Genomic DNA, 25,282 nt, shown 5'->3' with positions numbered 1-25,282 from the left:
GAGGGTGGCTTTTGCCCTGAGACGCCGCCCAAAGGCCCATTCCCCGTGCAAACCCTTTTAGATGTCATCCTGCCGGTTTTCCTTGTCATCGGCTTTGGCTATGTCGCGGCCTGGCGGGGGCTTTTTCCGGTCTCTGGCATCGATGGGGTGACGAAGTTCACCCAGAATTTCGCGATCCCCTGTCTGCTGTTCCAGGCCATTGCCAATATCGACCTTTCCAGCAGCTATGACCCCCGCCTGCTGATCAGCTTCTACGCCGGCGCAGGCCTTTGTTTCGCGCTTGGCATTCTTGGCGCGCGGCTGTTGTTTCGCCGCGATTGGGAAGACAGCGTCGCCATCGGCTTTTGCTGTCTGTTCTCCAACTCGATCCTGCTGGGCCTGCCGATCACCGAACGCGCCTATGGCAGTGACGCGCTGGCGGGGAACTTTGCCATCGTGTCTTTCCACGCGCCCTTTTGCTACGGGCTGGGGATCACGGTGATGGAGTTTGTGCGCAACCGCGGGCAATCGGGCCTGACGCTGCTGCGCAACATCAGCCGCGCGATGTTTCGCAATGCCATGGTGCTGGCGATCCTGGGCGGTTTTGCGGTGAACCTCAGCGGTCTGGCCCTTCCCGCTGCGGTGGAGGATGCGCTGTCGCTGATCGCCCGCGCCGCCCTGCCCGCGGCCCTTTTCGCGCTTGGCGGGGTGCTGCTGCAATATAGGCCCGAAGGCGATATGAAGGCGATCTTGATGGTGAGCGCCATCGCGCTGCTGCTGCATCCCGCGCTGGTCTGGGCCTTTGGCACCGCATTGGACCTGCGGCAGGATGCCTTCCGCTCGGGCGTGCTGACCGCGGCGATGGCGCCGGGGTTCAATACCTATATCTTTGCCAATATGTATGGCCGCGCCAAACGGGTGGCCGCAAGCTCGGTCTTGGTTGCGACAGGCAGTTCGATCCTGACCGTCTGGCTGTGGCTGGCCGTGCTGGGCTAGGGCAGCCCGGCGCGTCAGGGCAGCTTTGGCGCAAGGAATGTGCCGTCGAAACCGCGGCTGAAATCTGCTATCATTGCTCATGAAATGCTGAAACTTGCGGCGACCACCAAGAAAAGGATTGGTGCGCAGATGACCGCTCCACCGCCCCCGGGTGAAGATCACGCGCAGAAGGACATAGAGGACGCCCCCGGCTCCGGCGCGGCTTGGGGGTGGGTCTTTATCCTGTCTCCCTTGCCCTGGATTCTGCTGATCTGGTGGCTGCTTCGACCCGCCGCCGAGGTGGACAGACCGGAGGTTGAGCAGACCCAGCCCCCGCCGCCTGAGCAGGCTCTGGAAGAGGAATGACGCCGAACAACTATGCGGTGAATAAAGGTGGTGCGGGTGAAGGGACTCGAACCCCCACGCCTAAGGCGCCAGAACCTAAATCTGGTGCGTCTACCAATTCCGCCACACCCGCACTGTGCCTTGCAAGACACTGGGGCTGATTAGCAAAAGCCGCAGCCAGATGCGAGAGCAAAAAACACAGGACATTAACGTAATCTTCGCCTATGGTTTTCATACCTGAGGCAGGTACAACAGAAAGAGACGCCCATGAAACCGAATACGGTCGGGCGCGTTGGCGGCAAAGACCGCCATGCGGGCCAGTTTTCCCACTATGCCGCGCTTGATACCGGGCTGGTTCAAGGCGCCATTATATTGACGCTCGATGGCGAAATGCCGGTCGAATTTCTGTCTGTCGGGGACAGGCTCATCACCCGCGACAGTGGCATCGCCAAAATCCGCCATTTGCAACGCAGCACCCGCAGGGTGCGGCGCATCGCGCTGGCGGCGGGATCTTTGGGCCATACAAGGCCGGAACGCGACGCCACGTTGGCGGGCGACCAGATGCTGCTGCTGCGCGACTGGCGTGCGCGAGCGCTGTTTCATTCCGAACGGGCGCTGGTTGCGGCGCGCACATTGGTGGATGGCGAATTCATCACCGATCTGGGCGAGGTGGAGACCACATTGGTGCAGATTTTCTGCGATGGGCCGCATATTATCTACGCCGATGGGCTGGAACTGGGCACCGCCGACGCCGCCCGTGCCCGGGGCGACGTGCTGCACGCCGCCTAGATCCCAAGCTGCCGCAGAACCTGCGGCAGCAGCTCCGGCAGATCCTCGGCGATCAATCCCGGCCCATGCGCCCGCGCGGCCTCGGCGTGTAGATAGGTGGCAAGGGCCGCGGCCTCCGGGGGGGGGGCGATCCCCCGTGCCAAAAGACCGGTGATAAAGCCCGAAAGCACATCCCCTGCCCCGGCTGTCGCAAGCCAAGGGGTCGCCCGATCTTCGGTCGCGCGGTGGCGCAGGGTTCTGCCATCCGGGGCGGCGATGACGGTTTCCGGCCCTTTCAACAACAGCACGCAGTTCAAGCGCGCCGCCGCACGCTCTGCCGCTTCGGCCTTGGCATCTGCCCGGTCGTCCTTGGCCATTTCCGCCAGATCAGGCGCCAGCCGTGCGAACTCCCCGCCATGCGGGGTCAGGACCGCGCCGGGGTGCAATTTTGCCCGCAGCGCGTCGTCCTTTGCCAAGATCGTGATCGCATCGGCGTCCAGCACCAGCCGCGGCGCGGCCAAGGCGGCGGCGACCATGCTGTAGGCCCGATCCCCCAGCCCCAGGCCCGGCCCGAGGCAGAGCGCCGATATGCGGCGGTCCTTGAGCGCTTCGGTCAAAGCCGCCCCGTCGGGCACGCGCTGCAGCATCACGGCGGTGACCTGCATGGCGACCTCCAACTGCGCGGCGGGCGGCACGCCGAGGGTCACGGCCCCGGCGCCGATCCTCAGCGCCCCGCGCGCGGCCATGCGCGCAGCCCCGCTGCGCCCCGCACCGCCGCTGAGAACCAGCGCATGACCGTGATCGTATTTATGCCCCGGCCCCTTGCGCAGGGGCCTCAGGTCGAGGGTTTGCCGGGTGATCTCTGTGATATCCATAAGCCAGACCTAGTGATCCCGGCTGAAAGGTACAGGCTGATCCTTCCCAAGAGCCCCAAGTTTCACATCTGCCTCATTTTTACGCAGCCTGCGCAAAATATATACAAGCCTTGGAAAACTGAAACCTTGCCCCATCTTCCCACCTGCCCCGCGCTGGACGCCACCGCGGGTAAATGAGATGTCTAATCCAACGCCTAACCGCGCGCGTAATGTCAGGGGATGACCATGAAGAAGATCGAAGCCATCATTAAGCCTTTCAAACTGGACGAGGTCAAAGAGGCGCTTCAAGATGTGGGCGTGCAGGGCCTGAGCGTGATCGAGGTCAAAGGCTTTGGCCGCCAGAAAGGCCATACCGAACTTTACCGGGGCGCTGAATATGTTGTCGATTTCCTGCCCAAGGTGAAGGTCGAGGTGGTGCTCGACGATGATCAGGTCGATGCGGCCATCGAAGCCATCGTGGATGCCGCCAAGACCGAGAAGATTGGCGACGGTAAGATTTTCGTTTCCCCCGTTGAACAAACGATCCGCATCCGGACCGGTGAATCCGGCTCCGACGCGCTGTAACATCGGGCCAAGCGGCCTGATCAAAGACAAGACCCAAAAAGGACTAAAACGATGAACAATCAGGAATTCCTGAGCAAAGTTAAGGATGAAGGCATCGAATATGTCGACATCCGTTTCACCGACACCCGCGGCGCGCTGCAGCATGTCACCATCGTCGCCGATCTGGTGGACGAGGACTTCCTCGAAGAAGGGTTCATGTTCGACGGCTCCTCGATCGCCGGTTGGAAGAGCATCGAAGCCTCTGACATGAAGCTGATGCCCGACGTCAGCACCGCCTATATCGACCCCTTCTATGCCGAGACCACGATCTGCGTGCATTGCTCGATCGTCGAGCCCGACACCAATGAGCCCTATGAGCGCGACCCCCGTGGCACCGCGGAGAAGGCCGAAGCCTATCTGAAGTCAAGCGGCATCGGCGATCAGGCTTTCTTTGGCCCTGAGGCCGAGTTCTTTCTCTTTGACGATGTGAAATTCTGCAACAAAGTCAACAAAGTGTCCTACGAAGTTGATGCGTCTGACGGGTCCTGGAACACCGACACCGACTATGAGATGGGCAATATGGGTCACCGCCCGGGCCTCAAGGGCGGCTATTTCCCGGTCAACCCGGTGGATGAGGCGCAAGACCTGCGCGCCGAGATGCTCTCGACCATGAAACGCCTTGGCATGAAGGTGGACAAACACCACCATGAGGTCGGCTCCTGTCAGCACGAGCTGGGCCTGATCTTCTCCAGCCTGACCGCGCAGGCTGATGAGCAGCAGAAGTACAAATACGTCGTGCACAACGTCGCCCATGCCTATGGCAAGACCGCGACCTTCATGCCCAAGCCGATCTATGGCGACAACGGCTCTGGCATGCATGTCAATATGTCGATCTGGAAAGACAACAAGCCGCTTTTCGCGGGCGACAAATATGCGGACCTGAGCCAGGAGGCGCTGTGGTTCATCGGCGGCATCCTGAAGCACGCCAAATCGTTGAACGCCTTCACCAACCCCACGACCAACAGCTACAAGCGGCTGGTGCCGGGGTTTGAAGCGCCGGTTCTGCGGGCCTATTCCGCGCGCAACCGGTCGGGCTGTGTGCGTATCCCATGGACCGAAAGCCCCAAGGCCAAGCGTGTCGAGGCCCGTTTCCCCGATCCGGCGGCGAACCCCTATCTGGCGTTCTCGGCGCTGCTGATGGCCGGCCTTGACGGGATCAAGAACAAGATCGATCCGGGCGAGGCGATGGATAAGAACCTCTATGACCTGCCCGCCGAAGAGCTGGAAAGCATCCCCACCGTGGCCGGCTCGCTGCGCGAGGCGCTGGAAGAACTCTCGGGCGATATGGACTATCTCCTGGCCGGTGATGTCTTCACCCGCGATCAGGTCGAAGGCTATATCGCGCTGAAGATGGACGAGGTTGTCAAATACGAGACCACGCCGCATCCGGTCGAGTTCGGGATGTATTACAGCTGCTAAGCAGGCGCCCGTTTCGGGCTTCGCGATTGCTTCAACGAAAGGGCGTGGCTTGGGCCGCGCCCTTTTGCATTATTGTGGCGGCGCGGCGTGAAACTACGGAACAGGCGGCCCCGGTCAGCGTTTGCTCTGCGGGAGTACCGCAGATGGATCAAAATACAGGCGCGCTGACCGAGGTTATCGACGAGCTGAGAGACGCCTCCGAAAATCAGGACCGGGTCAAGGTTGGCCAGTTAATCGACGCGCTGGACGAACGCGGCTACGGCCCCGCGCTGGCGGTCCTGCCGCTGACCGAGCTGACCCCGGTGGGCGGAGTTCCGGGCTACCCGACCCTGCTGGCCCTGACCGTGGCCACCATCGTGATCCGGCTGTTGCTGGGCTATGAGCATTTCTGGTTGCCCGATTGGCTGCGGCGGCGCAAGCTCAAGTCCGACCATGTGATCAAGGCGGTGGAATGGTTAAAGCCGGTCTCGCATTGGGTTGACGGCAAGCTGCATAAGCGTTTGGCCCCGATTGCCGGGCGAATGGGCCAGCGGATCGCCTGTGTGGTGATCCTCGGCATCCTGCTGCTCGTGCCGCCGCTGGAATTTGTCCCCTTTGCCACCTCCGCCCCGATGATCGCCGTGTCGATCTTCGGGCTCGGGCTGCTTTACCGCGATGGGCTGCTGATGCTGCTGGGTTTTGCCGGCGCCGGGGTTGCGGTCTGGTTTGGCCTGTCGATGTATCTCGGTTCAGGGACGGGGTAGCGCGCCGGGCTGGCGCTCTGTTTTTCGCCCGATCATCCGGGGGTCACGGCGCTGCCATCAATTGGCCACATCGGGCCTGCAATCTCACCTCTGAACACACCCTTTTACCGCTCGGACCACCGCCCATGCCAAAATCGACCACCACATTCCATGACCGGGTCAAGCGGATCGAAAAGCGCGCCGCAAAGGCCGGGCGCAGGCGCCGCCGCGGCGCCCCGCCTCGGCTCGGCAACCTTTTGGTCTTGGCTGCTATGGGCATGTTGGTGGGTGGTGCGGCATTTGCCTGGGACGGCAATACATTGGCCGATGAATGGGCGCTGCCGGGGCTGGAATGGGCTTTGGCGCTGCTGCCCTAACCCCCCGGCGCGCGAGATTTCTGCGCCTTCCTGATAACTTCGTTTGAACCTTTGCCGAAGCGGGCTAACCTGTTCGCGGTACAGTAATGCAGAGGGTCAAAACCATGCTCAAAACAGTCTTTACCACCACCGCGGCCATCTGCGCCTTTGCAGCCGGTCCCGCGCTTGCCGCGCAATGTGGCAATACGGCCAATGGCTTCGATCAATGGAAGAGCGCTTTCGCGCAGGAAGCCCGCGCCGCAGGTGTTGGTCAACGGGGATTGAACGCGCTGGCAAACGCCCGCTATGCGAATGGGACGATCGCGGCCGACCGCAATCAGAAATCGTTTAAATACTCCTTGTCGAAATTCATGCAGGTGCGCGGGGCCGACACGATTGTCGCCCAGGGCCGCAAGCGCAAGGCCCGCAACCCCGGCTTCTATCAGTCGCTGGAACAGCGCTATGGCGTGCCGGCGGGGATCTTACTGGCGATCCATGGGATGGAGACCGGCTTTGGCGGTTTCATGGGCGACAGCTCTGTCGTGTCGGCCATCACCACCCTGGCCTATGACTGCCGGCGCTCCGACTTTTTCGTGCCCCATGCCATCGGCGCGCTGAAGCTGGTGGACCGGGGCGCCATCACCCCCAATACCAAGGGCGCGAAACATGGCGAGCTGGGCCATACCCAGTTCCTGCCGGGCAACGCGCTGCGCTACGGTGTGGATGGCAATGGTGATGGCCGCGTCGATTTCTACAGCGAAGCCGATGCGCTTGCTTCCACCGCCAATTTCCTGCGTCAGAAAGGCTGGCAACCCGGCGCGGGCTACCAGGAAGGCCAGCCCAATTTCCGCGTGATCCAGCAGTGGAACGCGGCCGGTGTCTATCAGAAAGCCATCGCGATCATGGCCTCGCGCATCGACGGCTAAATCGCGCGCGCGCGCCGGCAACCCGGCGCGCGCCTTCCTCTGGGCCGCGGCCCAATACGGCGGGTAGGGGCCAGAGAGGACCACCCTCCACCAACATCCCGCTGCGGCAGGCCACGCCGGCAAAACCTCCCCAAATACGCGTCTAAGCCCCCCTGCCCCGCGCCGCGCTGCCTTGGGGCGATATTCCCGGCTTTCCCTTCAAAAGAAACGGGTTCTCAGCCGGGGGCCATGCGCCAAGCTCGCTTGTTTGAAGGTTTATTTCCACTTTCGTCACCGCCTGCGGAACCGCCTGCACGGTCAATCGTTGGGTCGTAGAGAAAGCAATACCAATTCTGAACGGAGGGACCCATGCACGGAATTTTCTACCTCATCGGCCTGATCGTGGTCGTTCTCGCGATCCTGAGTCTCGTCTTTTGAAAAAGGAGGTTAACATGCCTGACAACACCACAACACCAAATGCGCAGAGCGGCTCGACGAAAGAGCAAGCAGGCGCCGCCAAGGACAAGGCCGCCGCAGCTGCAAGCAGTGCCGCTGAGACCGCAAAGACCCAAGCGCGCGACGTGGCCGATACCGTGTCCAATGAAGCGACAAACTATGCCTATCAGGCCCGGGATACGGCGGCTGATGAGGTAAAGGGCGTGGCTTCTGCATTGCGCACCGCCGCGGATGAGCTGCGCAGTGGCTCCCCGCAGGAACGCAGCTTTAGCCAATTGGCCGATGGTCTTGCCGATGTATCCGACTCGATGCGCGACAAGGATCTGGGCGAAATGGTCGATGACCTGAACGGCTTTGCCAAGCGCAATCCGATGGTCTTCCTCGGTGGGGCGGCCCTGCTGGGCTTCGTGGCCACCCGGTTTGCCAAAGCGTCGAGCGACAGCCCACGTGGCGGCTATGCCGGTGGCGGGACAGGCGTCGAATATGACGACGATGACCGGATGGACCGCCCGATGACCGGCACCGGCCCGCGCCCCGCGTCCAACGCGCCGAGCACCGCGCCAAGCCGCGCCACTGCCACCCCTGCTTCCCCTAGTGTCGTAACGGGAGAAAAATCATGAGCACCGAACATCCCGAAACCCAAAAATCCGCAGGGAGCCTGCTGAGCGAAGCACTCTCCCATGTGAGTTCGCTGATGCGCAAGGAGGTCGATCTGGCCCGCGCAGAGGTGAACGAAAATCTCAAACACGCTGGTGTTGCCATCGGCATGATCGTCGGCGCCGTGGTGGTTGCCTTGACCGCGCTGAACGTGCTGAGCGCCGCGCTGGTTGCCGCCCTGACCGAAGCGGGCATCCCCGCCGGTTGGTCCGCCGTGATCGTCGGCGTGCTGCTCGCGATCGTCGCCTATGTGATGATGAACAAAGGCACCAGCGACCTGAAACTCAGCAGCCTTGCGCCAAGCCGCACTGCAAAGAACGTCAAGCGCGACGCGCAGACCATGAAGGAGGTATACGATGACAAATGACTCCAGAAATCCGGAAGACCGAAACCCCGAAGAGATCGAACGCGAGATCGAGCGTGAGCGCGCGGGGCTTGCCGATACATTGGATGACCTGCAAGACCGTTTCTCCGTCGAAGGCATCGCGCGTCAGTTCTCGGACCAGTTCCGCGAGCATGGCGGCGAATGGGGCCGCTCGCTTTCCGACGCGGCCAAGCGCAACCCTGTCGCTCTGGCGCTGACCGGGGCCGGTCTGGCTTGGTTGATGTTCGGCAGCGGCAACACCCGCAGCAGCCGGGGCTATGAGGGTCTGGACCGTGACCGCGCGCATCCCACGCCGGTGCCGGTGACCAATACCGACCACCGCCCCGCCCTGCGCGACAGCCGCCGCTCCAATGCGCCAAGCAGCGCCTATGCGTCAAGCTATGGCTCCGAGCGCAGCGCGCAGGACCGTCTGCCCGCTTGGGCCCGCGATGTGCATCACGATGATGATGACGACAGCCGGGGCATGGGCGACCGTGCCCGCTCCGCCGCGAGCGGCGTCAAGGGCGCTGCGGGTTCGGCCGCAGGCAGTGTCAAAGGGGCCGCAGGCTCTGCTGCCGACCGCGCCCGCTCTGCGGGGTCTTCCGTGGCAAGCGGTGCCCGTCATACGCGGGACCGGATGTCGCGCGGGGCCAGCTCTGCGGTTGACAGCATGCGCCATACCGCCAGCGGCGCGGCGGGCAGCGTGCGGGAGGGCGCCAATGCGGCGACCGAACGCGCCCATGCGCTGCGCCAGCGTCTGTCAGAAGGCACCGAAAGCATGAGCGCCGAAGCACGTGAGCGGATCGTCATGGCCCGCGCCCGTGCCGTGGACGCTTGGAACGCCTCGGGCCGCTATGCCAGCCAGGGCCGCGACCGTGCGGTGGATATGTTCGAAGAGCATCCGCTGGTGGCAGGCGCGCTGGCGCTGGCCGTCGGGGCCGCCATCGGTGCCGCCCTACCCCGCAGCCGGACCGAAGATGCCTATCTCGGTGAGCACAGCGATGCGCTCTTCCATGAGGCCGAACGCATCTACGCCGAAGAGCGCGAGAAAATCGGCAAGGTTGCACAGGCCGCCAAGGAGGAAGCTGGCAAGGTCTTGCAAGAGACCAAGGAACAGGCCGACGCCGCCTCTGACGAGGAAACCGCGGCAGATGCAGCGGTGAAAAAGGCCAAGGAAAGCGGCCAGCGCGTTGCCGATGCGGCGAAAAGCGAGGCCGACAAGCAAAAAGTAGGCGACGTCAAAAGCTGACGTCCTTCCGGCCCGCCCCGACCTTGGGGCGGGCCGATCAATTTGAACCGATTGCTGAATTCAGAGGTTAGATTATGGCGCGTGGACGGGGTGCGGAAACGCCGACGGAAATACCGGCAAAGGGTTGGAAAGACATCCTTTTGCGGGTCAAGGACGAAATCGCCAAAGATCACGTCTCATTGGTCGCCGCCGGGGTGGCCTTTTACGCGCTTCTGGCGATCTTTCCCGCCGTCACCGCCCTGATGGCTCTGGCCGGTCTGGTCATGGAGCCCGAACAGGTCACCGCACAGCTTGACGCGCTCACCGATATGATCCCGGAAGAGGCCGCGACCATCATTCTCGATCAGGCTGTGGCGGTAACAGGTTCTGAACAAACCGGGCTTGGCTGGGCCTTTATCATCGGTCTGGCACTGGCGCTTTATTCCGCCTCCAAAGGGGTCGGCAGCCTCATGGAAGGGCTGAACGTCGCCTATGACGAAGATGAAACCCGCGGCTTTGTCAAAAGAATGGCCTGGACCCTAGGGCTGACCATCATGCTGATCGGCGTCTTGCTTCTGGGCATGGGGGCCACATTGGCGATCCCTGCCATTGTCGGCTTTTTCGCATTGCCCGGGGGGATCGAAACGCTGCTGTCCTACGGCAGCTGGGTCTTGCTGGCGGTGCTGACCATTCTGGCGCTTGCGGTATTGTACCGCTACGGGCCCGCGCGCGACAATGCGGAGTGGAAGTGGCTGACCCCCGGCTCCGTCATTGCCTGTATCATGTGGATCGTCGCCTCGGTCGGGTTCTCGATCTATGTCAGCAACTTTGGCAGCTATAACGAGAGCTTCGGCAGCATGGCGGGCGCGATCATCCTGCTGATGTGGCTCTGGATCTCGGCCTTTATCGTCTTGCTGGGGGCCGAGCTGAATTCCGAGATGGAAGCCCAGACCCGCGATGACACCACCGTCGGCCCGGACGAGCCGATGGGCCAGCGCGGCGCGGAAAAGGCCGATAACCTTGGCGAAGCGAAGGGCTGAGAGGGGGAAAAACCATGGCACCGCGCGCACTTTGGAAAGGTCAACTTCGCCTCTCGCTGGTTTCGATCCCGGTGGAGATTTTCTCGGCCACCAAGACCAGTTCGAAAGTGTCCTTCAGGCAAATACATAAACCGTCGGGCAAACGCGTGCGCTATGAAAAATCCGTCCCCGGCATCGGCCCGATCAAGGCCGAGGATATCGTCAAGGGCTATGAGGTGAACCGGGATGAATATATCCTGCTCGACCCCGAAGAAGTGGATCAGATCAAGCTTGAGACCAAAAAGACCTTTGAGCTGGTTCAATTCGTCGACGCCTGCGAAATCTCGCCGCTCTATTTCGACAAACCCTATTACATCACCGCCTCGGACGATCTGGCGCAGGATGCCTACCGGGTGGTGCGCGATGCGCTGCGCAGTGCGGGCAAAGTTGGGCTGGGTCAGGTCACGATGCGCGGCAAGGAATATCTCGCCTGCGTCAAACCCTGCGGCGATGGGCTGCTGATGGAGACCCTGCATTACGCCGATGAGCTGCGCGAGGCAGATGAGATATTCACCGATATCGAGGACGATGAGACCGACAAGGAGCTGCTGGAGGTCGCGACCTCGCTCATCGACCGCAAGACCGCGCCTTTCGACGCCAGCGCCTATAGCGACAAATACGCCGAAGCGATGCAGAAGCTCTTGGACGCCAAGGTGAAGAACAAAAAGACCCCCCGGGTGCAGACCGGCGAGGACGCCCCCGCCGAGGGGGAGAATGTCATTGATCTGATGAGCGCACTGAAAGAAAGCCTGAAAGAGGCCAAAGGCAGCAAAGCCAAGCCTGCCAAGAAGAAAGCGCCGCGCAAGAAAGCCTCGTGATGGCGAAAAACCCTGACAGGCTGGCCAGTTACAACGCCAAACGTGATTTCGACCACACCCAAGAACCGCGCGGGACACGCGCCGCCTCGGCGGGCTATAGTTTCGTTGTGCAGAAACATGCGGCCAGCCGGCTGCATTACGATTTCCGGCTCGAATGGGACGGGGTGCTGCTGAGCTGGGCCGTCACCAAAGGCCCCGCCCCGGCCCCGTCGGAAAAGCGTCTTGCCGTGCGGACCGAAGACCACCCGCTTGATTATGGCGGTTTTGAAGGCACGATCCCCAAGGGCCAATATGGGGGCGGCACGGTGATGCTTTGGGACCGCGGCACATGGATGCCACAGGGCGATGTGGACAAGGGGCTGAAGGACGGCAAGCTAAAGTTCACCCTGCAAGGCCATCACATGCAGGGCGGCTGGACGCTGGTGCGGATGCGCGGCCAGGGCAAGCGCGAGAACTGGCTGCTGATCAAGGAACGCGACGACTATGCGGATGACGATGCCGATGGGCTGACCAAAGGCACCGCCCGCTCCATCGAAAGCGGCCGCACGATGGAGGAGATCGCCGAGGATGCGCCCGCCAAGACGGTTCAGGACAGCCGCCCCAAGCGCAAGGGCAAAGCGCCCGCCTTCGTCAAACCGCAGCTTGCCACATTGGTCAGCGACGCGCCCCTCGGGAACGATTGGATGCATGAGACCAAGTTCGACGGCTACCGCTGTCTGGCGTCCTTGGGCAAAGGCGGTCTGCGGCTTTTCACCCGGTCCGGCAAGGACTGGACCGAGAAGTTCAGCGGATTGACCGGCGCTTTCGATGCCCTGCCCTGCGACGCGGCTTTGCTCGACGGGGAGGTCATGGCGGCGCGGGTCGAAGGCTCCGCGTTTTCATCCTTGCAAAAGGCGTTGAAGGAAGGCCATCCACTGGTTTTCTTCGCCTTCGACCTGCTGTCGCTCGACGGCACGGACTTCCGCGACCAGCCGCAACTGGAGCGCCGCGAACGGCTTGCCGCGCTGCTCTCTGGCGTCCCCCAGGGCGGTGCCCTGCGGCTGAGTGAACATGTGATCGGCCAGGGCGACAAGGTCTTTGAACAGGCCTGCAAGGCCGGGGCCGAGGGGATCATCAGCAAGCGGATCGACGCGCCCTATCGCGGGCGGCGCAGCAAGAGTTGGCTCAAGGTGAAATGCACCCGGCGGCAGGAGTTCGTCATCGTCGGCTACGCGCCCTCCGACAAGAAAGGGCGGCCCTTTGCCTCCCTGCTGCTGGGCAGCCATGAGGCGGGGGAACTGCGCTACAAGGGCCGTGTCGGCACCGGCTTTTCCGAAGCCACGATGGCAGAGCTCGCCAAGGCCATGACCGCCCGCAAAACACCCCCGGTGAAAAACGTGCCGCCCGATATCGCCCGCGATGCGAAATGGGTGCGCGCCGATCTGGTGGCCGAGATCGACTTCGCGGAGTTCACCAGCGATGGCATCATCCGCCATGGCAGTTTCCTTGGGCTGCGGCAGGACAAGGAAGCCGCCGAGGTCACGCTGGAGCAGCCGCAGGAGGCAGAGGAGGACGATATGGCAAGCGACAGCACCGTTGCCGGCGTGCGGATCAGCAACGCCGACCGCAAGGTCTTTCCCGACGCGGGCTGTACCAAAGGCGATGTGGCGCGGCATTATCAGCGCGTCGGCGACCGGATGATCGAACTGATGGGCCATCGCCCGCTGTCGCTGTTCCGCTGCCCTTCGGGGATCGACGGGCAGTGTTTCTTCCAAAAACACGACAGCGGCGGGATGCCCGAGGCGCTGTCGCGGGTGCAGATCGAGGAAAGCGATGGGAAGGCGGCGGATTACCTCTATAGCACGCGCCCCGAGGGGCTGATCGCGGCGGCGCAGATGGGCAGCCTTGAATATCACATCTGGGGCGCGCGGGTGGACCGGCTGGACCGGCCCGACCGGCTGGTCTTTGATCTTGACCCCGATGAGGGGCTGGACTGGCAGGATGTCCGCGCGGCGGCCTTTGAGGTGCGCGATGCGCTCGACGCGCTTGGCCTGCGTGCCGGCGCGATCGTGACCGGGGGCAAGGGCGTGCATGTCTGGCTGGCGCTGCGGCGGACGCGCAGCTGGGAGACGCTGAAGCTGTTTTCCAAGACCTTCGCCCATGTGATGGCGGCCCGCGCGCCAGAGCGCTACACCGCGACGATGTCCAAAGCCAAGCGCAAGGGCCGTGTCTTTATCGATTGGCTGCGCAATGAGCGGGGTGCCACGGCAATCGCGCCCTATTCCCTGCGCGCCCGCCCCGGTGCGCCGGTGGCAGTGCCGGTGACATGGGCGGAGTTGGAGAAACTGGACGCGCCCAACGGTTTTCAGATGAACGACATGGCGGCGCGGCTCAAGCAGCCCTGCCCGGCGCTGGCGGTACAGGATGATCTGCAATCGCTGACCGACGGGGTGATCGCGGCGCTGCAAGACTGGTCCGAAGACTAGGGGCTATTCAGCAGCAAGGCCAGAAAACCACGCCGCCAGCGCCTCGATGTCGTCGTCGTTCAAATCCTGCGCGGCTTTGCGCATCACTTTGGCGCGCTCCCCGCCGCCTCTCTGCCCCTCCCGCCAGAGCTTCAACTGCACTTCCAGATAGGCTTGGCTCTGCCCCGCGAGCAAGGGCGCGATCGGGGCATCGGCCCGCCGCCCCGGCCCGTGACAGGCGGTGCAGGCCGGCACGTCCCCGCTGCCATGCTGGGCCAGACGGGCGCCCGACGATTCCGCCTCTGGCGCGGGGTCAGCCTGCCGCTGCGGGGCTTTCGGTGAGCCATATTTCTGCGCCAAAGCCGCGATCTGGCTGTCGGACAGCTGCGCTGCGGCCTCCTGCATGATCCCGCTCGCCCGCTGCCCGCCCCTGTACTGGCGCAGCGCCTCGGCGATCTGGCCGGGGGTCAGCAGATCGAGCCGGGGAATATAGCTGTTGCGGCTTTTGCCCGCCTCACCGTGACATTGCGCACAGCGCGCCCGGCCGCGCCCCTCTCCGGTCAAGGCGATCTGCGCTTCGGCATCCGGCAGTGCGGTGAGATAGGCCACCACGGACCAGATCTCATCCCCGCGACCCGGCGCGGGCCAATGCGGCATGCCGGTCATCTTGACGCCTTCCTTGATGATCCAGAACAATTCCGGCGCCTCCCAGCCCGGGATCGCATCGGTGATATGGGGCGGCGGCGGCTCCATTGCGCGGGCGGTGGCGCTTTGGCTTTGCCCCGGCAGGGCATGGCAAAAGGCGCAGGCGGATTTGAAATGCAGCGCGCCAAGCGCCACACGGTCGGGGTGTGTGATATCGTCGGGCCGTTCTTCCGGCCCCGGCGCGCGCAGCCTGACGGATTGCTGAAAGGTCGTATGGAAGAGCCAGCGCACGCCCGGGAAATGCCCCTCGCCCGCCGAGACGTTATAGAGGCCGAAACCGACAATTGACGCCCCGATGATAGCCCCGCCAAGGGCCAAGGCGGCCAAGGTCTGAATCACCCGTTTCATGCCATATCCTCCCGCCGGTTCAACGCTGCTGCGACCAAGGCCAGCCCTGCGACAAGGTAGATCGGCGTGCCGATCCCGAGCATCAGCAAGCCGCCCAATTGCTGCGCGCCCAGATCCGCCGCGCGGCCACAGATATCTGCATATAGGTCCCGCGGGGCAAGGATGATCAGCGCGCCGAGCAGGGTCATATGCATGGAGGTGAGCAAGAGCCCTCCGGCCCCGGCCAGAGCATCGCCGCGCAGACAGCCGGCCCAGACCAGCAGCCCGGAAAGGGCAAAGCTGCCCTGTTCCAGGATCAGCCCCGGCCCGCTGCCATCGGCCCAGCCATGCAGCGCCGGCAGATGCCAGCCCCAGACCACGGCGAACTCCACCACCGCCCCCAGAAGCGGCGAGCGCGCGAAGGGCGCGGTGGCCCGGGGAAAGCCCAGCACCAGAAGCGGGGCCACCACGGCGACCAGCCCCATATGGCGCATCATGTGATGCGGGAAATCGGCCCCGAGCCAACGCCCCAGCGGCAACAGCCAGAGCACCGCCAAAAGCGCAAGGCCCAGATATCCGAGCCCCCGCGTCACGCGCAGCTTTCGATCAAGAGCGCGGGCAAGGCCACATAGAGCACCCCAATAAAGGAGATGCCGGCGAGCAGAAATGCCGCATGGCCCAGAAACTGATGCCGATCCTCGCTGGTGCCTGCGTCGTTCTCCCATTCCCGGTCGCGGCGCAGGTCCCATTGCCGCCAGGCTTGCAGCCCCAGCCAAAAGATCAGCGCCAGCGCCAGCAGCGTGCCAAGCCCGATGCCCAGGCGCAGCAGCGGCACCGCCTCCGCGGCCTTGGCGCAGACCAGCGCCGTTGCGCCGTAGCAGGCAAGAAAATGCAGCGCCCAGATCAGCGGGCCAAAGGTGATCCGCCAGAGGCTCAGGGCTTCGGCGCGAAACTCATGGGTGTCTTGTTCGTCGCGAATGTCGCTCATGTCAGCCACCCCGGCGCAAGCCCCAGCACGGCGGTTGTCACCAATGCCTTCACCGCCATGAAGTGCCAGTAGAGCGTCACATTGCGCAGATCGGCATCATGGCGCGGGGTGACTTTGCCAAAGAGGCTCCCGGCGAGGCAGTAGCCCTGCATCACCACCCCCGCGCCAAGATGAACCACCAGCCAGACCATCAGCGCCCAGAGGATCGCGGGATAGACATGGCTCGTCGGATCAAGCGCGCGCACCGCGGCCCAAGCCGCCACGCCAGCCGCGCAGGCCGCCAAAGGCGCCAACAGCAAAGCCAGCCGCGCCCAAGCCACCTGCCCGCGCGCATTGGCCTCGCGCGCCGCGACAGTGAGCGCCCAGGCGGTCAGCCCGGCTGCGGCGGCAAGGGCGACCCAGACCCCCACAGGATGCGCCGCGCCGTCGGGGGGAAAGTCGGGCCGCGCGGTCCAGTAAAAGAAGAATCCGAAGACCACGCTGGCAAAGGCCGTGGCATCGCCCAGCATGGTGATCCACATGCCCCACCAGCCGACCGACTGCGGCCCCGAGGCATAGGTCGGCAGGCGCAGGCCCAGCCCGGCCTCGCGCAGCTCGTCTTTCGGGGGCCGCGCGGTGCTGGTCCAGAGCCAATATATGATGCAGACGATGGCGAAAGCGGCGCAGATGATCGCCGGGGTATAGAGATGGAACGTCGGAAAAATAAACGCCCCGCCGGTGAAAATGGCCGCCAGAATGGTGATCCACGCCGGGCCGGTGACGGGCTGCACATGCACGGGTTTGGCGTCGATCACACTGGTCACGATGGTCTCGCGCTGGTGGTTTGGCGCGTCGGGCAGATAGTAGCGCCCCGCGTCCATACGGGCGAGCAGCTTGGGCTGGTCCCACAGCGGGTAGCGCGAGGTGACATAGGGCACCGAGCGCGCGCCCCATGCCTCTTCGGGGATGTCATGCGAGAACTCAAGCGTGCCCGCGCCCCAGGGGTTGCGGGCAATCTCTCCCTGCGCCTTTTTCGGGCGCAGCAGATCAAAGAGGAACACCGCAAAGCCGGCTGCCACGATGAAAGCGCCAAGGGTCGAGATCAGGTTCAGCCCCCCCCAGCCGGAACTCTCGGGATAGGTAAAGACCCGTCGCGGCATCCCCATCAACCCGGTTAGATGCATCGGCAGGAAGGTGATGTTGAAACCTGTGAAGGTCAGCCAGAACGCCCAGCGGCCCAATCGCGCGCTCAGTAGTTTTTTCGCGAAGAACGGGTAGAAGTAATAGACCCCCGCGATCAGCGGAAAGACCATGCCGCCAAAGAGCGTGTAATGCAGATGCGCCACGACGAAATAGGTGTCATGCACCTGCCAGTTAAAGGGCACGATGGCCAGCATCACCCCCGTCAGCCCGCCCGCCACAAAAATCGCCAGCGCCCCCGCGATCCAGAGCATCGGCAGCGTGAGTTTCACCCGCCCGACCATCAGCGTGGCGACGAAGGCGAAGATCTGGATGCCGGTGGGGATCACCACCGCCTCGGAGGCCGCCGAGAAGAAGCCAAGCGATATCTGCGGCAGCCCGGTGGTGAACATGTGATGCACCCAGAGCCCGAAGCTGAGAAACCCGGTGCCAACCGCGCTCAGCACGATCCAGGAATAGCCCACGATCGGGCGCTGCGCCACGGTGGGCACGATCATCGCCGCCACCGCGATGGAGGGCAGGAAGATGATATAGACTTCCGGATGGCCGAAGATCCAGAAGAGATGCTGCCAGAGGATCGGATCGCCCCCGCGGCTGGGGTCAAAGAAGGGCCAGTCGAAGGAGCGTTCCAGCTCAAACAGGAAATCGCCCGCGATCAGCGGCGGAAAGGCAAAGAGGATCATCCCGCCCACCACCAGCACATACCACGCATAGAGCGGCATGATGTTCACACGCATCCCCGGCGGGCGGCATTTGAGCGCGCCGACGATCAACTCGACGGCAGCGGCGATGGAGGCGACCTCGATGAAGCTGAGACCCAAGAGCCAGATGTCGGGGCCGATCCCCTCTTCCTTGGTGGCCAGCGGCGGATACATGAACCAGCCCGCCTTTGGCCCGGCGTCGAACAGCAGTGAGCCAAGCACAAAGATGCCGCCGATCAGGAAACACCAATAGCCATAGGCCGAGAGCCGCGGAAACGGCATGTCGCGCGCGCCGAGGAAGGCGGGCAGGATCAGGATCGAGATCGCCTCGAACATCGGCACGGCAAAGAGGAACATCATCGCCGAGCCATGCATGGTGAACAATTGGTTGAAGCGGTCCGCGTCGAGGAAGGCCATGTCCGGAAAGGCCAGTTGCACCCGCATCATCAGTGCCAGAAGCCCCGCGATCAGCATGAAGGCCAACGCCGTCAGCGAATACCAGACCCCGACTTCGGTATTGTTCACCGCCGTGACGTAGCGCCAGCCCTGCGGTGTCTTCCATGCCGCGCGCAGCTCGGCCGCGCCACGGTCCTGCTCGGCCTGCGGGACCGGCGCTGAAAGCATTACCTCACTCGGCGGATAGGGGCCTTGGGCCGTGGGCAGCGGCTGCGGTCGGGTCATGTCAGCCCTTTCAGATAGGCCGCAAGGGCGCGCAGGTCTTCGAGGCTCAGATGGTCATAGCCGGGCATGGCGACTTCGGGTTTGAGGGCTTCGGTATGGGCGATGAAGCGGCTGAGGTGGTCTTCGGTCATCTCCAATATCCCCGCGCCAAGGCTCTTGCGGCTGCCGACATGGGTGAGGTCCGGCCCCACCTGCCCCCGCGCCTGCGTCCCGCGCAGCGTATGGCAGCCACCGCAGCCTTCGCGGGCAAAGACTGCCGCGCCGCGGTAGGCTTCCCCGCTGGCAGGCGGGGCAGCGTCAGCGGCTTCGGCCTTAAGCCATGCGGCGAAGTCTTCGGGCGTCATCACCACAGTCTCAAAAGCCATCAGCGCATGGGAGGCACCGCAGAATTCGGCGCATTGCCCCCGGTACACTCCGGGTTTCTCGGGCTGGAACGACAGATAGGTCTCGCGCCCCGGGATCATATCGACCTTGCCGCCCAGCGCTGGCACCCAAAAGGCGTGGATCACCTTATGGGCATTCAGCACCAGCCCGGTCCGCCGCCCCACCGGCAGGCGCAGCTCATTGGCAGAGGTGATGCGGCGGCCATCGGGCAGTTCATAATCCACCCGCCACCACCATTGCTCGGCGGTGATATGCACCTTGAGCCCCGCCTCTGCCGCGCGCTGGGGGGCCATCATCGGCAGGCTATAGGCCAGCAGCGCCCCCAGCAGGACCACCGGAAAGATCACCCCGCCACCGATGATCAGCGCCTCGCCCCAGCGCCTTGGCATCTCACGCGGCTCAACCCGGGTGACATAGACAAAGATCGCGCCCAGCAGGACCCAGAGCAGCAGCGCGCCGCCGAACATGACCCAGATCAGCCCGAGCACATCCTGCGCATCGCGCCCGGCGGGGTTCAGCACCGATTGCCGCCCTTCGCAGGCCGCCAGGTGGCTGAGGGGCATCAGCAAGGCTGCGCGTCGCAGAATGTTCACGGCGGATCTCAGGCGCAAGGTTTCCTCACAGGGTTCGACCGGTTCGACGCCAGCCTGCCAGCTCGTGTGGAAACTAGTGCGTCATGCCCCCGCAGATAGCGCGCGACAAGCCCTTGGCGAGCTTGGATCTATTGCCCCAGTGCCTGCCCCAGATCGGCCCCCAGATCCTCGATATCCTCAATCCCGACCGAAAGGCGCAACAGCCCTTCGGGGATGCCGGTGTGCGGCTCGATCGTATGGCGATGCTCGACAAGGCTTTCGACGCCGCCAAGCGAGGTGGCGCGGTGGAAGAGTTGCAGCCGCCCCGTGGCCTTCAAAGCCGCCTCGGCCCCGCCTTTGACCACAAAGGACAACAGCCCGCCGTAGCCGCCTTGCATCTGCTGGCGGGCGAGATCATGGCCGAGATGGTCTGGCAACCCGGGATACATGACCTGCTCGACCTGCGGATGGTCCGACAGGAACTCCGCCAGCGCCATCGCATTGCGCGACATCTCTCGCATCCTCAGCGGCAGGGTGCGCATGCCACGGGTGAGCAGCCACGCCTCCATCGGGCCGATCACGGCCCCCGCCTCATTGCGGTCATCGCGGATCATCTGCCAGCGCGGCGCGTCGGGTGTCTTGGTCGCGAGCGAACCGGCCAGTACGTCGGAATGGCCGTTGATCCCCTTGGTCGCCGAATGCATGACGATATCCGCGCCAAAGCTGAGCGGCTGGCTCAGCACCGGGCTGGCGGCCGTGCTGTCGACCACGAGCGCCGCGCCCACCTCATGCGCGACCTCGGCGGTCGCGGCGATGTCGGTGATCCGCAGCCATGGGTTCGAGGGTGTCTCGATCAGGCAGAGGTCTGGCTTCTGCTCGCGGCAGACCGCGGTGAAGGCGTCAAGATCAGAGGCATCGACCTCATGCAGCGTGATCTGCCGCCGGCTGCAGAAATCGCGAATCCATTTCGTGGTGCCCCAGTAGATCTGACTCTGCACCAGCACATGCGCCCCGGTCGGCACGGTGCGAAAGACGGCGGCAATGGCGGCCATGCCCGAGGGGAAGATCAGCGTGTCCTCGGCCCCTTCCAGCGCCCCCAGCATCCGCTCCGCGACCCGCGTGTTCTCATTATGCGCGCGCAGATACATGTTGTCGGGGTTCACCAGCGCGTAATTCTCATCCCGCAGATAGGTGGTGGCAAATTGCACCGGCGGCACGACCCCGCCCGAGGCAGGATCAACGGCCCCGGCGGCTTGGGCGGCGATGGTGGCGGGGTGCAGTTTCGATTTGGGGGGCGTGGCCAAGGGCTCTCTCCGACTGATGTTTGTGCAAGTGGTATACAAAGCAATTAGCCGGGGCAAATGAGATCACCCCCCTGCGGTCCCGTCACGCTTGGGTGAGCGGCGGCGGGCGGCTCTTGATCCCAAGCCAGAACATGCCACCATGGCTGCAAAGATCTTGGAGCATCCTATGGCCACCGAACGCATCACCTTCCCCGGCCCCAAAGGCGCGGATCTGGCCGGTCGGCTGGACCTGCCCGAGGGGCCGCATCTGGCCACGGCACTTTTCGCCCATTGTTTTACCTGTGGCAAAGATGGCCACGCGGCACGGCGCATTGCGGCGCGTCTCGCGGCGATGGGCATTGCGGTGCTGCGGTTTGACTTTACCGGTCTGGGACAGTCCGAGGGTGCGTTTGAAGAGACCTCGTTTTCCTCCAATGTCGATGACCTCATCGCCGCCTGCGGGTATCTGCGCGGCCGGAACATGGCGCCCACGCTCTTGATCGGCCATTCGCTCGGTGGTGCGGCGGTGCTGAAAGCTGCGGCGCAACTGCCTGAGGTCCGGGCCGTGGCCACCCTTGGCGCGCCCTTCGATCCCGCGCATGTCACCCATAGTTTTGCCGAAAGCCTGCCCGAGATCAGCGCCAAGGGTCAGGCCGAAGTGAACCTTGGCGGGCGGCCCTTTACCGTGAGCCGCGCCTTTGTCGAAGATGTGCAGGGCGCAACGCTCGCCCCGGACATTGAAAAGCTCAAGGCGGCGCTTTTGGTCATGCATGCCCCGCGCGATGAGATTGTCAGCATCGACAATGCGGGGCAAATCTTCATCGCCGCCAGACACCCCAAGAGCTTTGTCACGCTGGATGATGCGGACCATCTGATCACCCGTGCCGGGGATGCCGAATATGCGGCAGAGATCATCGCGACATGGGCGGACCGCTACCTCGGCCTGAAATCCCCCGCCCCGCCCCCCGGCGCGCCAGAGGGTATCGTGCGGGTGAGCGAGGCCGATCCCGAAGGGTTCTTGCAGGACGTCAATGCCGGGCCGCATCATCACGCGCTGGCCGATGAGCCGCTGGCCTATGGCGGGACCAACCGCGGCATGTCGCCCTACGGGTTCCTCTCGGCCGGTCTCGGCGCTTGCACCTCGATGACGATCCGCATGTATGCGCGGCGCAAGGGCTGGCCGCTGGAAAGCGTGAGCGTGGATGTCTGCCACGACAAGGTCCACGCGCAGGATGCGGGGACCGGCGCGGCGGAGAAGGTCGATACCTGGCGGCGGCGTATCCGGCTGGAGGGGGACCTCAGCGCGGACCAGCGCACGCGGTTGTTGGAGATTGCAGATAAATGCCCGGTGCATCGGACCTTGGAGCGCAGTTCAACGGTGGTGACGGAACTGCTGTAGTTACGGTGACCTTACCACCCCAGCCCGGACTCAAGCCGCAGGCGCCGATTTAGCGAGGCTGGGCGTACCATCTCGAACCCACATTATGGCTGCACCATAAAGTGTCACGAGGCCACGTTTAGATCGCCAACCCACGGGCAGGCGCTGGCCCTCATCTCCCTCACCCCTCAGACTTGTCCTTAACCCCAAGTCAGTCTATGCCGCCCCTGACCCATCCTCTGTCCTAAAAAGGTGCGCGCATGATCCCCCGCTACTCCCGTCCCGATATGGTTGCCGTCTGGTCGCCGGAAACGAAATTCCGCATCTGGTACGAGATCGAGGCCCATGCCTGCGACGCCATGGCCGATCTGGGTGTGATCCCGCGCGAAAACGCCGAGGCCGTGTGGAAAGCCAAGGACGTGGAATTTGACGTCGCCCGCATTGACGAAATCGAAGCCGTCACCAAACATGACGTCATCGCCTTCCTCACCCATCTGGCCGAACATGTCGGCAGCGATGAGGCGCGTTTCGTACACCAAGGTATGACCTCCTCCGACGTGCTCGACACCTGTTTCAACGTGCAACTGACCCGCGCCGCCGATCTGCTGCTCGAAGGCATGGACAAGCTGCTCGCAGCGCTGAAGAAACGCGCGCTTGAGCATAAGGACACCGTCCGCGTGGGTCGCAGCCATGGCATCCACGCCGAGCCGACCACCATGGGCCTCACCTTCGCCCGCTTTTATGCCGAGATGGACCGGGGCCGCGCCCGCCTTGTCGCCGCGCGTGAGGAAATCGCCACCGGTGCGATCTCGGGCGCTGTCGGCACTTTCGCCAATATCGACCCGCGCGTCGAAGAGCATGTCTGCGCGCAACTGGGCCTCAACCCCGAGCCGATCTCGACCCAGGTGATCCCGCGCGACCGTCACGCGATGTTCTTTGCCACCTTGGGCGTCATCGCCAGCAGCATTGAGAATGTTGCGGTGGAAATCCGGCACATGCAGCGCACCGAAGTGCTGGAAGGGGCGGAATTTTTCTCCATGGGGCAGAAGGGCTCCTCGGCCATGCCGCATAAGAAGAACCCGGTGCTGACCGAGAACCTGACCGGGCTTGCCCGTCTGGTGCGGATGTCGGTGATCCCGGCGATGGAGAATGTGGCGCTTTGGCACGAACGCGACATCTCGCATTCCTCGGTCGAGCGCGGCATCGGCCCGGATGCCACCGTGACGCTGGACTTCGCCCTGCACCGTCTGGCGGGCGTCGTCGACAAGATGCTGATCTTCCCCGAGAACATGCTGGAGAACATGAACAAATTCCCCGGCCTCGTGATGAGCCAGCGGGTGCTTCTGGCCCTGACCCAAGCCGGCGTGAGCCGCGAGGATGCCTATTCCATGGTCCAGCGCAATGCCCTGAAAGTCTGGGAAGAACGCCTCGATTTCCGCGAATTGCTGCTGGCCGACGAAGAAGTCGTCGCGGCCCTTGGCGAAGACGGTGTGAACGAGAAATTCGACATGGGCTATCACACCAAACATGTCGACACGATCTTCAAACGCGTCTTTGGCGCGTGAGGTGCGGATCGTAACGCTTTGAGATTCGCGCGGGTGGGTGTATCCTGCCCGCGCCTGTCAAAGGAGCAAACGATATGAAACTCGCACTGACACTCAGCGCCCTCATGGCGCTTACGGCCCCCAGCCTCGCGCTTGCCAACGGCTGCAGTCACGACAGACAGGTCATGACCTGCGCGGATGGGATGACACTCGACATCAGCAGCGGCACCTGCGTGCCCGATGCAACAACCTGACCGGCTTGATTGAACCTACGGAACCCATGCGTGGTCAATAGGCCGATACAGCGCATTTGACCTTTTTCCTTCGGGTTGATTTCAAGCTTTGTTCACCTTTGCCTGTCACCTCTGCCCCAGGCGCAGAGAGTTGAGGGGGGCACGGATGAACGACATGATACCGATGGGCGGCTTCGCGCCGCTGGATGTGCTCGGTGCGCCCCCGCGCGCGCCGCTCAGCCGCAGGGCCAAAGCGGCGATCGTCGTGCGGCTCTTGCTGAACGAAGGCGCCGATCTGCCGATCGAAGACCTGCCAGAAGACCTCCAGATCAGCCTGACCCAGCAGATGGGTTCCATGCGCAGCGTGGACCGTGACACGCTGGGCGCTGTCGTCTCGGAATTTGCCGAGGAACTGGACAGTATCGGCCTGTCTTTCCCCAGTGGCATCGGCGCCGCGCTGGATGTGCTGGACGGTAAGATCAGCCGCCAGACCGCCGCGCGGCTGCGCAAGGAGGCGGGCGTGCGCATGGCCGGTGATCCTTGGGCGCGGATCGGCGCGCTGGAGCCGGAAAAACTGCTGCCGGTGCTGGAGAATGAAAGTGTCGAAGTGGCCGCCGTCCTGCTCTCCAAGCTCAAGGTCGCCACCGCCGCCGACCTGCTGGGCCGCCTGCCCGGCCCCCATGCGCGGCGCATCACCTATGCGGTGTCGCTGACCAGCGCCGTGACCCCGGACGCGGTGGATCGCATTGGCCTCTCGCTCGCCATGCAGCTCGACGACCAGCCGCAACGCGCCTTTGACAGTGACCCGGTCGAACGGGTCGGTGCGATCCTCAATTCCTCCACGACGCTCACCCGCGATGACCTGCTCGAAGGATTGGACGAGACCGATCAGGGCTTTGCCAATGCGGTGCGCAAGGCGATTTTCACCTTCGCCAATATCCCCGCCCGCATCGCCCCGCGCGACCTGCCGCGGGTGCTGCGCGAGATCGATCAGGCGCGTCTGGTGCTGGCGCTGGCCGGGGCCGAAGCGGCAGGCTACGCCGCCTCGCGCGATTTCATCCTTGAGAACATGTCCGCCCGTATGGCCGACCAACTGCGCGAGGAAATCGGCGAGGCGGGCAAGGTCAAAGCCGCAGAAGCCGAAGCGGCGATGTCGGAAATCGTCAGCGCGATCCGCGAGATGGAGGCGCGGGGCGACCTCATTCTGCTCAGCGAGGAAGTGGAGGAGGACGGCTAAGCCTTGCGCAGCCGGGCCGGCATGACTTGTTGCGCCCTCGGTAGCAGGCTATGTCAGACCGAATTCACAGCCTGTCA

25 protein-coding genes and 1 tRNA gene are annotated in these 25,282 nt (G+C 63.7%); 18 read left to right on the top strand and 8 right to left on the bottom strand.

Annotated elements, in window-relative coordinates:
• Nucleotides 1-45 precede the first annotated feature (45 nt).
• Together AB4M76_RS07845 and AB4M76_RS07840 are read left to right on the top strand one after the other, a co-directional pair.
• Nucleotides 46-975 carry an AEC family transporter gene (locus AB4M76_RS07845; protein WP_368441256.1) on the top strand — a complete coding sequence of 310 codons (930 nt, stop codon included), beginning with the start codon at nt 46-48 and terminating at the stop codon, nt 973-975.
• A 129-nt stretch (nt 976-1,104) separates the two neighbouring features.
• Nucleotides 1,105-1,320 (top strand): hypothetical protein, encoded by a 216-nt coding sequence (locus AB4M76_RS07840; protein WP_368441255.1) that lies wholly within the window; start codon nt 1,105-1,107, stop codon nt 1,318-1,320.
• A 28-nt stretch (nt 1,321-1,348) separates the two neighbouring features.
• On the opposite strand, the gene AB4M76_RS07835 is transcribed toward AB4M76_RS07840, so the two are convergent.
• Nucleotides 1,349-1,432 (bottom strand) — tRNA-Leu (locus tag AB4M76_RS07835).
• A 134-nt stretch (nt 1,433-1,566) separates the two neighbouring features.
• Between AB4M76_RS07835 and AB4M76_RS07830 the strand changes: the two genes are divergently transcribed.
• Nucleotides 1,567-2,088, top strand: coding sequence for a Hint domain-containing protein (locus AB4M76_RS07830; protein ID WP_368441254.1), 522 nt, complete (start codon nt 1,567-1,569; stop codon nt 2,086-2,088).
• Here the strand turns inward: AB4M76_RS07830 and AB4M76_RS07825 are convergent.
• Entirely contained in the window at nt 2,085-2,942 is an 858-nt protein-coding gene (locus AB4M76_RS07825; RefSeq protein WP_368441253.1) for an NAD(P)H-hydrate dehydratase, read from the bottom strand. The genes AB4M76_RS07830 and AB4M76_RS07825 overlap by 4 nt on opposite strands.
• A 225-nt stretch (nt 2,943-3,167) precedes the next feature.
• On the opposite strand from AB4M76_RS07825, the gene AB4M76_RS07820 reads away from it, so the two are divergent.
• From AB4M76_RS07820 to ligD, 11 genes are all read left to right on the top strand, one after another.
• A complete protein-coding gene (locus tag AB4M76_RS07820) occupies nt 3,168-3,506 on the top strand; it encodes a P-II family nitrogen regulator (protein WP_067266338.1) in 339 nt (112 codons plus the stop codon).
• 51 nt (nt 3,507-3,557) lie between these two features.
• A complete protein-coding gene (gene glnA, locus AB4M76_RS07815; RefSeq protein ID WP_368441252.1) occupies nt 3,558-4,964 on the top strand; it encodes a type I glutamate--ammonia ligase in 1,407 nt (468 codons plus the stop codon).
• Nucleotides 4,965-5,107: 143 nt separating this feature from the next.
• Nucleotides 5,108-5,707 (top strand): exopolysaccharide biosynthesis protein, encoded by a 600-nt coding sequence (locus tag AB4M76_RS07810; protein WP_368441250.1) that lies wholly within the window; start codon nt 5,108-5,110, stop codon nt 5,705-5,707.
• 125 nt (nt 5,708-5,832) lie between these two features.
• The gene (locus AB4M76_RS07805; protein ID WP_368441249.1) at nt 5,833-6,063 is read left to right on the top strand and encodes a hypothetical protein; all 231 of its coding nucleotides are present in this window, start codon (nt 5,833-5,835) and stop codon (nt 6,061-6,063) included.
• A 104-nt stretch (nt 6,064-6,167) separates the two neighbouring features.
• Nucleotides 6,168-6,968, top strand: coding sequence for a lytic transglycosylase domain-containing protein (locus AB4M76_RS07800; RefSeq protein WP_368441248.1), 801 nt, complete (start codon nt 6,168-6,170; stop codon nt 6,966-6,968).
• Nucleotides 6,969-7,399: 431 nt separating this feature from the next.
• The gene (locus AB4M76_RS07795; protein WP_368441247.1) at nt 7,400-8,023 is read left to right on the top strand and encodes a hypothetical protein; all 624 of its coding nucleotides are present in this window, start codon (nt 7,400-7,402) and stop codon (nt 8,021-8,023) included.
• The gene (locus tag AB4M76_RS07790) at nt 8,020-8,427 is read left to right on the top strand and encodes a phage holin family protein (RefSeq protein ID WP_368441245.1); all 408 of its coding nucleotides are present in this window, start codon (nt 8,020-8,022) and stop codon (nt 8,425-8,427) included. The genes AB4M76_RS07795 and AB4M76_RS07790 overlap by 4 nt, the downstream gene beginning before the upstream one ends.
• Nucleotides 8,417-9,673 carry a DUF3618 domain-containing protein gene (locus AB4M76_RS07785; protein WP_368441244.1) on the top strand — a complete coding sequence of 419 codons (1,257 nt, stop codon included), beginning with the start codon at nt 8,417-8,419 and terminating at the stop codon, nt 9,671-9,673. Before AB4M76_RS07790 ends, AB4M76_RS07785 begins: the two co-directional genes overlap by 11 nt.
• A 74-nt stretch (nt 9,674-9,747) precedes the next feature.
• Complete coding sequence (locus AB4M76_RS07780) at nt 9,748-10,692, top strand: YihY/virulence factor BrkB family protein (protein ID WP_368441242.1); 945 nt, start codon at nt 9,748-9,750, stop codon at nt 10,690-10,692.
• A gap of 14 nt (nt 10,693-10,706) precedes the next feature.
• Nucleotides 10,707-11,549, top strand: a complete 843-nt coding sequence (locus tag AB4M76_RS07775) for a Ku protein (RefSeq protein WP_368441240.1) — start codon at nt 10,707-10,709, stop codon at nt 11,547-11,549.
• Nucleotides 11,549-14,014 (top strand): DNA ligase D, encoded by a 2,466-nt coding sequence (gene ligD, locus AB4M76_RS07770; RefSeq protein WP_368441239.1) that lies wholly within the window; start codon nt 11,549-11,551, stop codon nt 14,012-14,014. Before AB4M76_RS07775 ends, ligD begins: the two co-directional genes overlap by 1 nt.
• Before the next feature lie 3 nt (nt 14,015-14,017).
• Here the strand turns inward: ligD and AB4M76_RS07765 are convergent, their stop codons facing one another.
• The 6 genes from AB4M76_RS07765 to AB4M76_RS07740 all read right to left on the bottom strand — a co-directional run bounded on the left by AB4M76_RS07765 (nt 14,018) and on the right by AB4M76_RS07740 (nt 20,834).
• Nucleotides 14,018-15,046 (bottom strand): c-type cytochrome, encoded by a 1,029-nt coding sequence (locus tag AB4M76_RS07765; RefSeq protein ID WP_368441238.1) that lies wholly within the window; start codon nt 15,044-15,046, stop codon nt 14,018-14,020.
• On the bottom strand, nt 15,043-15,618 hold the full coding sequence (locus tag AB4M76_RS07760; RefSeq protein ID WP_368441236.1) for a cytochrome c oxidase assembly protein: 576 nt from the start codon (nt 15,616-15,618) through the stop codon (nt 15,043-15,045). Before AB4M76_RS07760 ends, AB4M76_RS07765 begins: the two co-directional genes overlap by 4 nt.
• The gene (locus AB4M76_RS07755; protein ID WP_368441234.1) at nt 15,615-16,013 is read right to left on the bottom strand and encodes a hypothetical protein; all 399 of its coding nucleotides are present in this window, start codon (nt 16,011-16,013) and stop codon (nt 15,615-15,617) included. The genes AB4M76_RS07760 and AB4M76_RS07755 overlap by 4 nt, the downstream gene beginning before the upstream one ends.
• Entirely contained in the window at nt 16,010-18,574 is a 2,565-nt protein-coding gene (gene ctaD, locus AB4M76_RS07750; protein ID WP_368441233.1) for a cytochrome c oxidase subunit I, read from the bottom strand. Before ctaD ends, AB4M76_RS07755 begins: the two co-directional genes overlap by 4 nt.
• Nucleotides 18,571-19,521 carry a cytochrome c oxidase subunit II gene (coxB, locus tag AB4M76_RS07745; RefSeq protein ID WP_368441232.1) on the bottom strand — a complete coding sequence of 317 codons (951 nt, stop codon included), beginning with the start codon at nt 19,519-19,521 and terminating at the stop codon, nt 18,571-18,573. Before coxB ends, ctaD begins: the two co-directional genes overlap by 4 nt.
• 158 nt (nt 19,522-19,679) lie before the next feature.
• On the bottom strand, nt 19,680-20,834 hold the full coding sequence (locus AB4M76_RS07740; RefSeq protein WP_368441230.1) for a PLP-dependent aspartate aminotransferase family protein: 1,155 nt from the start codon (nt 20,832-20,834) through the stop codon (nt 19,680-19,682).
• Nucleotides 20,835-21,000: 166 nt separating this feature from the next.
• Here AB4M76_RS07740 and AB4M76_RS07735 point away from each other — a divergent pair, with 166 nt between their 5' ends.
• From AB4M76_RS07735 to AB4M76_RS07720, 4 genes are all read left to right on the top strand, one after another.
• On the top strand, nt 21,001-22,212 hold the full coding sequence (locus AB4M76_RS07735; RefSeq protein ID WP_368441229.1) for an alpha/beta fold hydrolase: 1,212 nt from the start codon (nt 21,001-21,003) through the stop codon (nt 22,210-22,212).
• 239 nt (nt 22,213-22,451) lie between these two features.
• The gene (gene purB, locus AB4M76_RS07730; protein WP_368441228.1) at nt 22,452-23,756 is read left to right on the top strand and encodes an adenylosuccinate lyase; all 1,305 of its coding nucleotides are present in this window, start codon (nt 22,452-22,454) and stop codon (nt 23,754-23,756) included.
• Nucleotides 23,757-23,830: 74 nt separating this feature from the next.
• Entirely contained in the window at nt 23,831-23,989 is a 159-nt protein-coding gene (locus AB4M76_RS07725) for a hypothetical protein (RefSeq protein ID WP_368441226.1), read from the top strand.
• A 154-nt stretch (nt 23,990-24,143) separates the two neighbouring features.
• On the top strand, nt 24,144-25,205 hold the full coding sequence (locus AB4M76_RS07720; protein WP_368442401.1) for a flagellar motor switch protein FliG: 1,062 nt from the start codon (nt 24,144-24,146) through the stop codon (nt 25,203-25,205).
• Nucleotides 25,206-25,282 lie beyond the last annotated feature (77 nt).

It is taken from the genome of Sulfitobacter sp. PS-8MA (assembly GCF_040933935.1).
Lineage (GTDB): Bacteria > Pseudomonadota > Alphaproteobacteria > Rhodobacterales > Rhodobacteraceae > Sulfitobacter.
The sequence above is the reverse complement of the archived record's forward strand: the minus strand, read 5'-3'. Positions and strand labels throughout refer to the sequence as shown.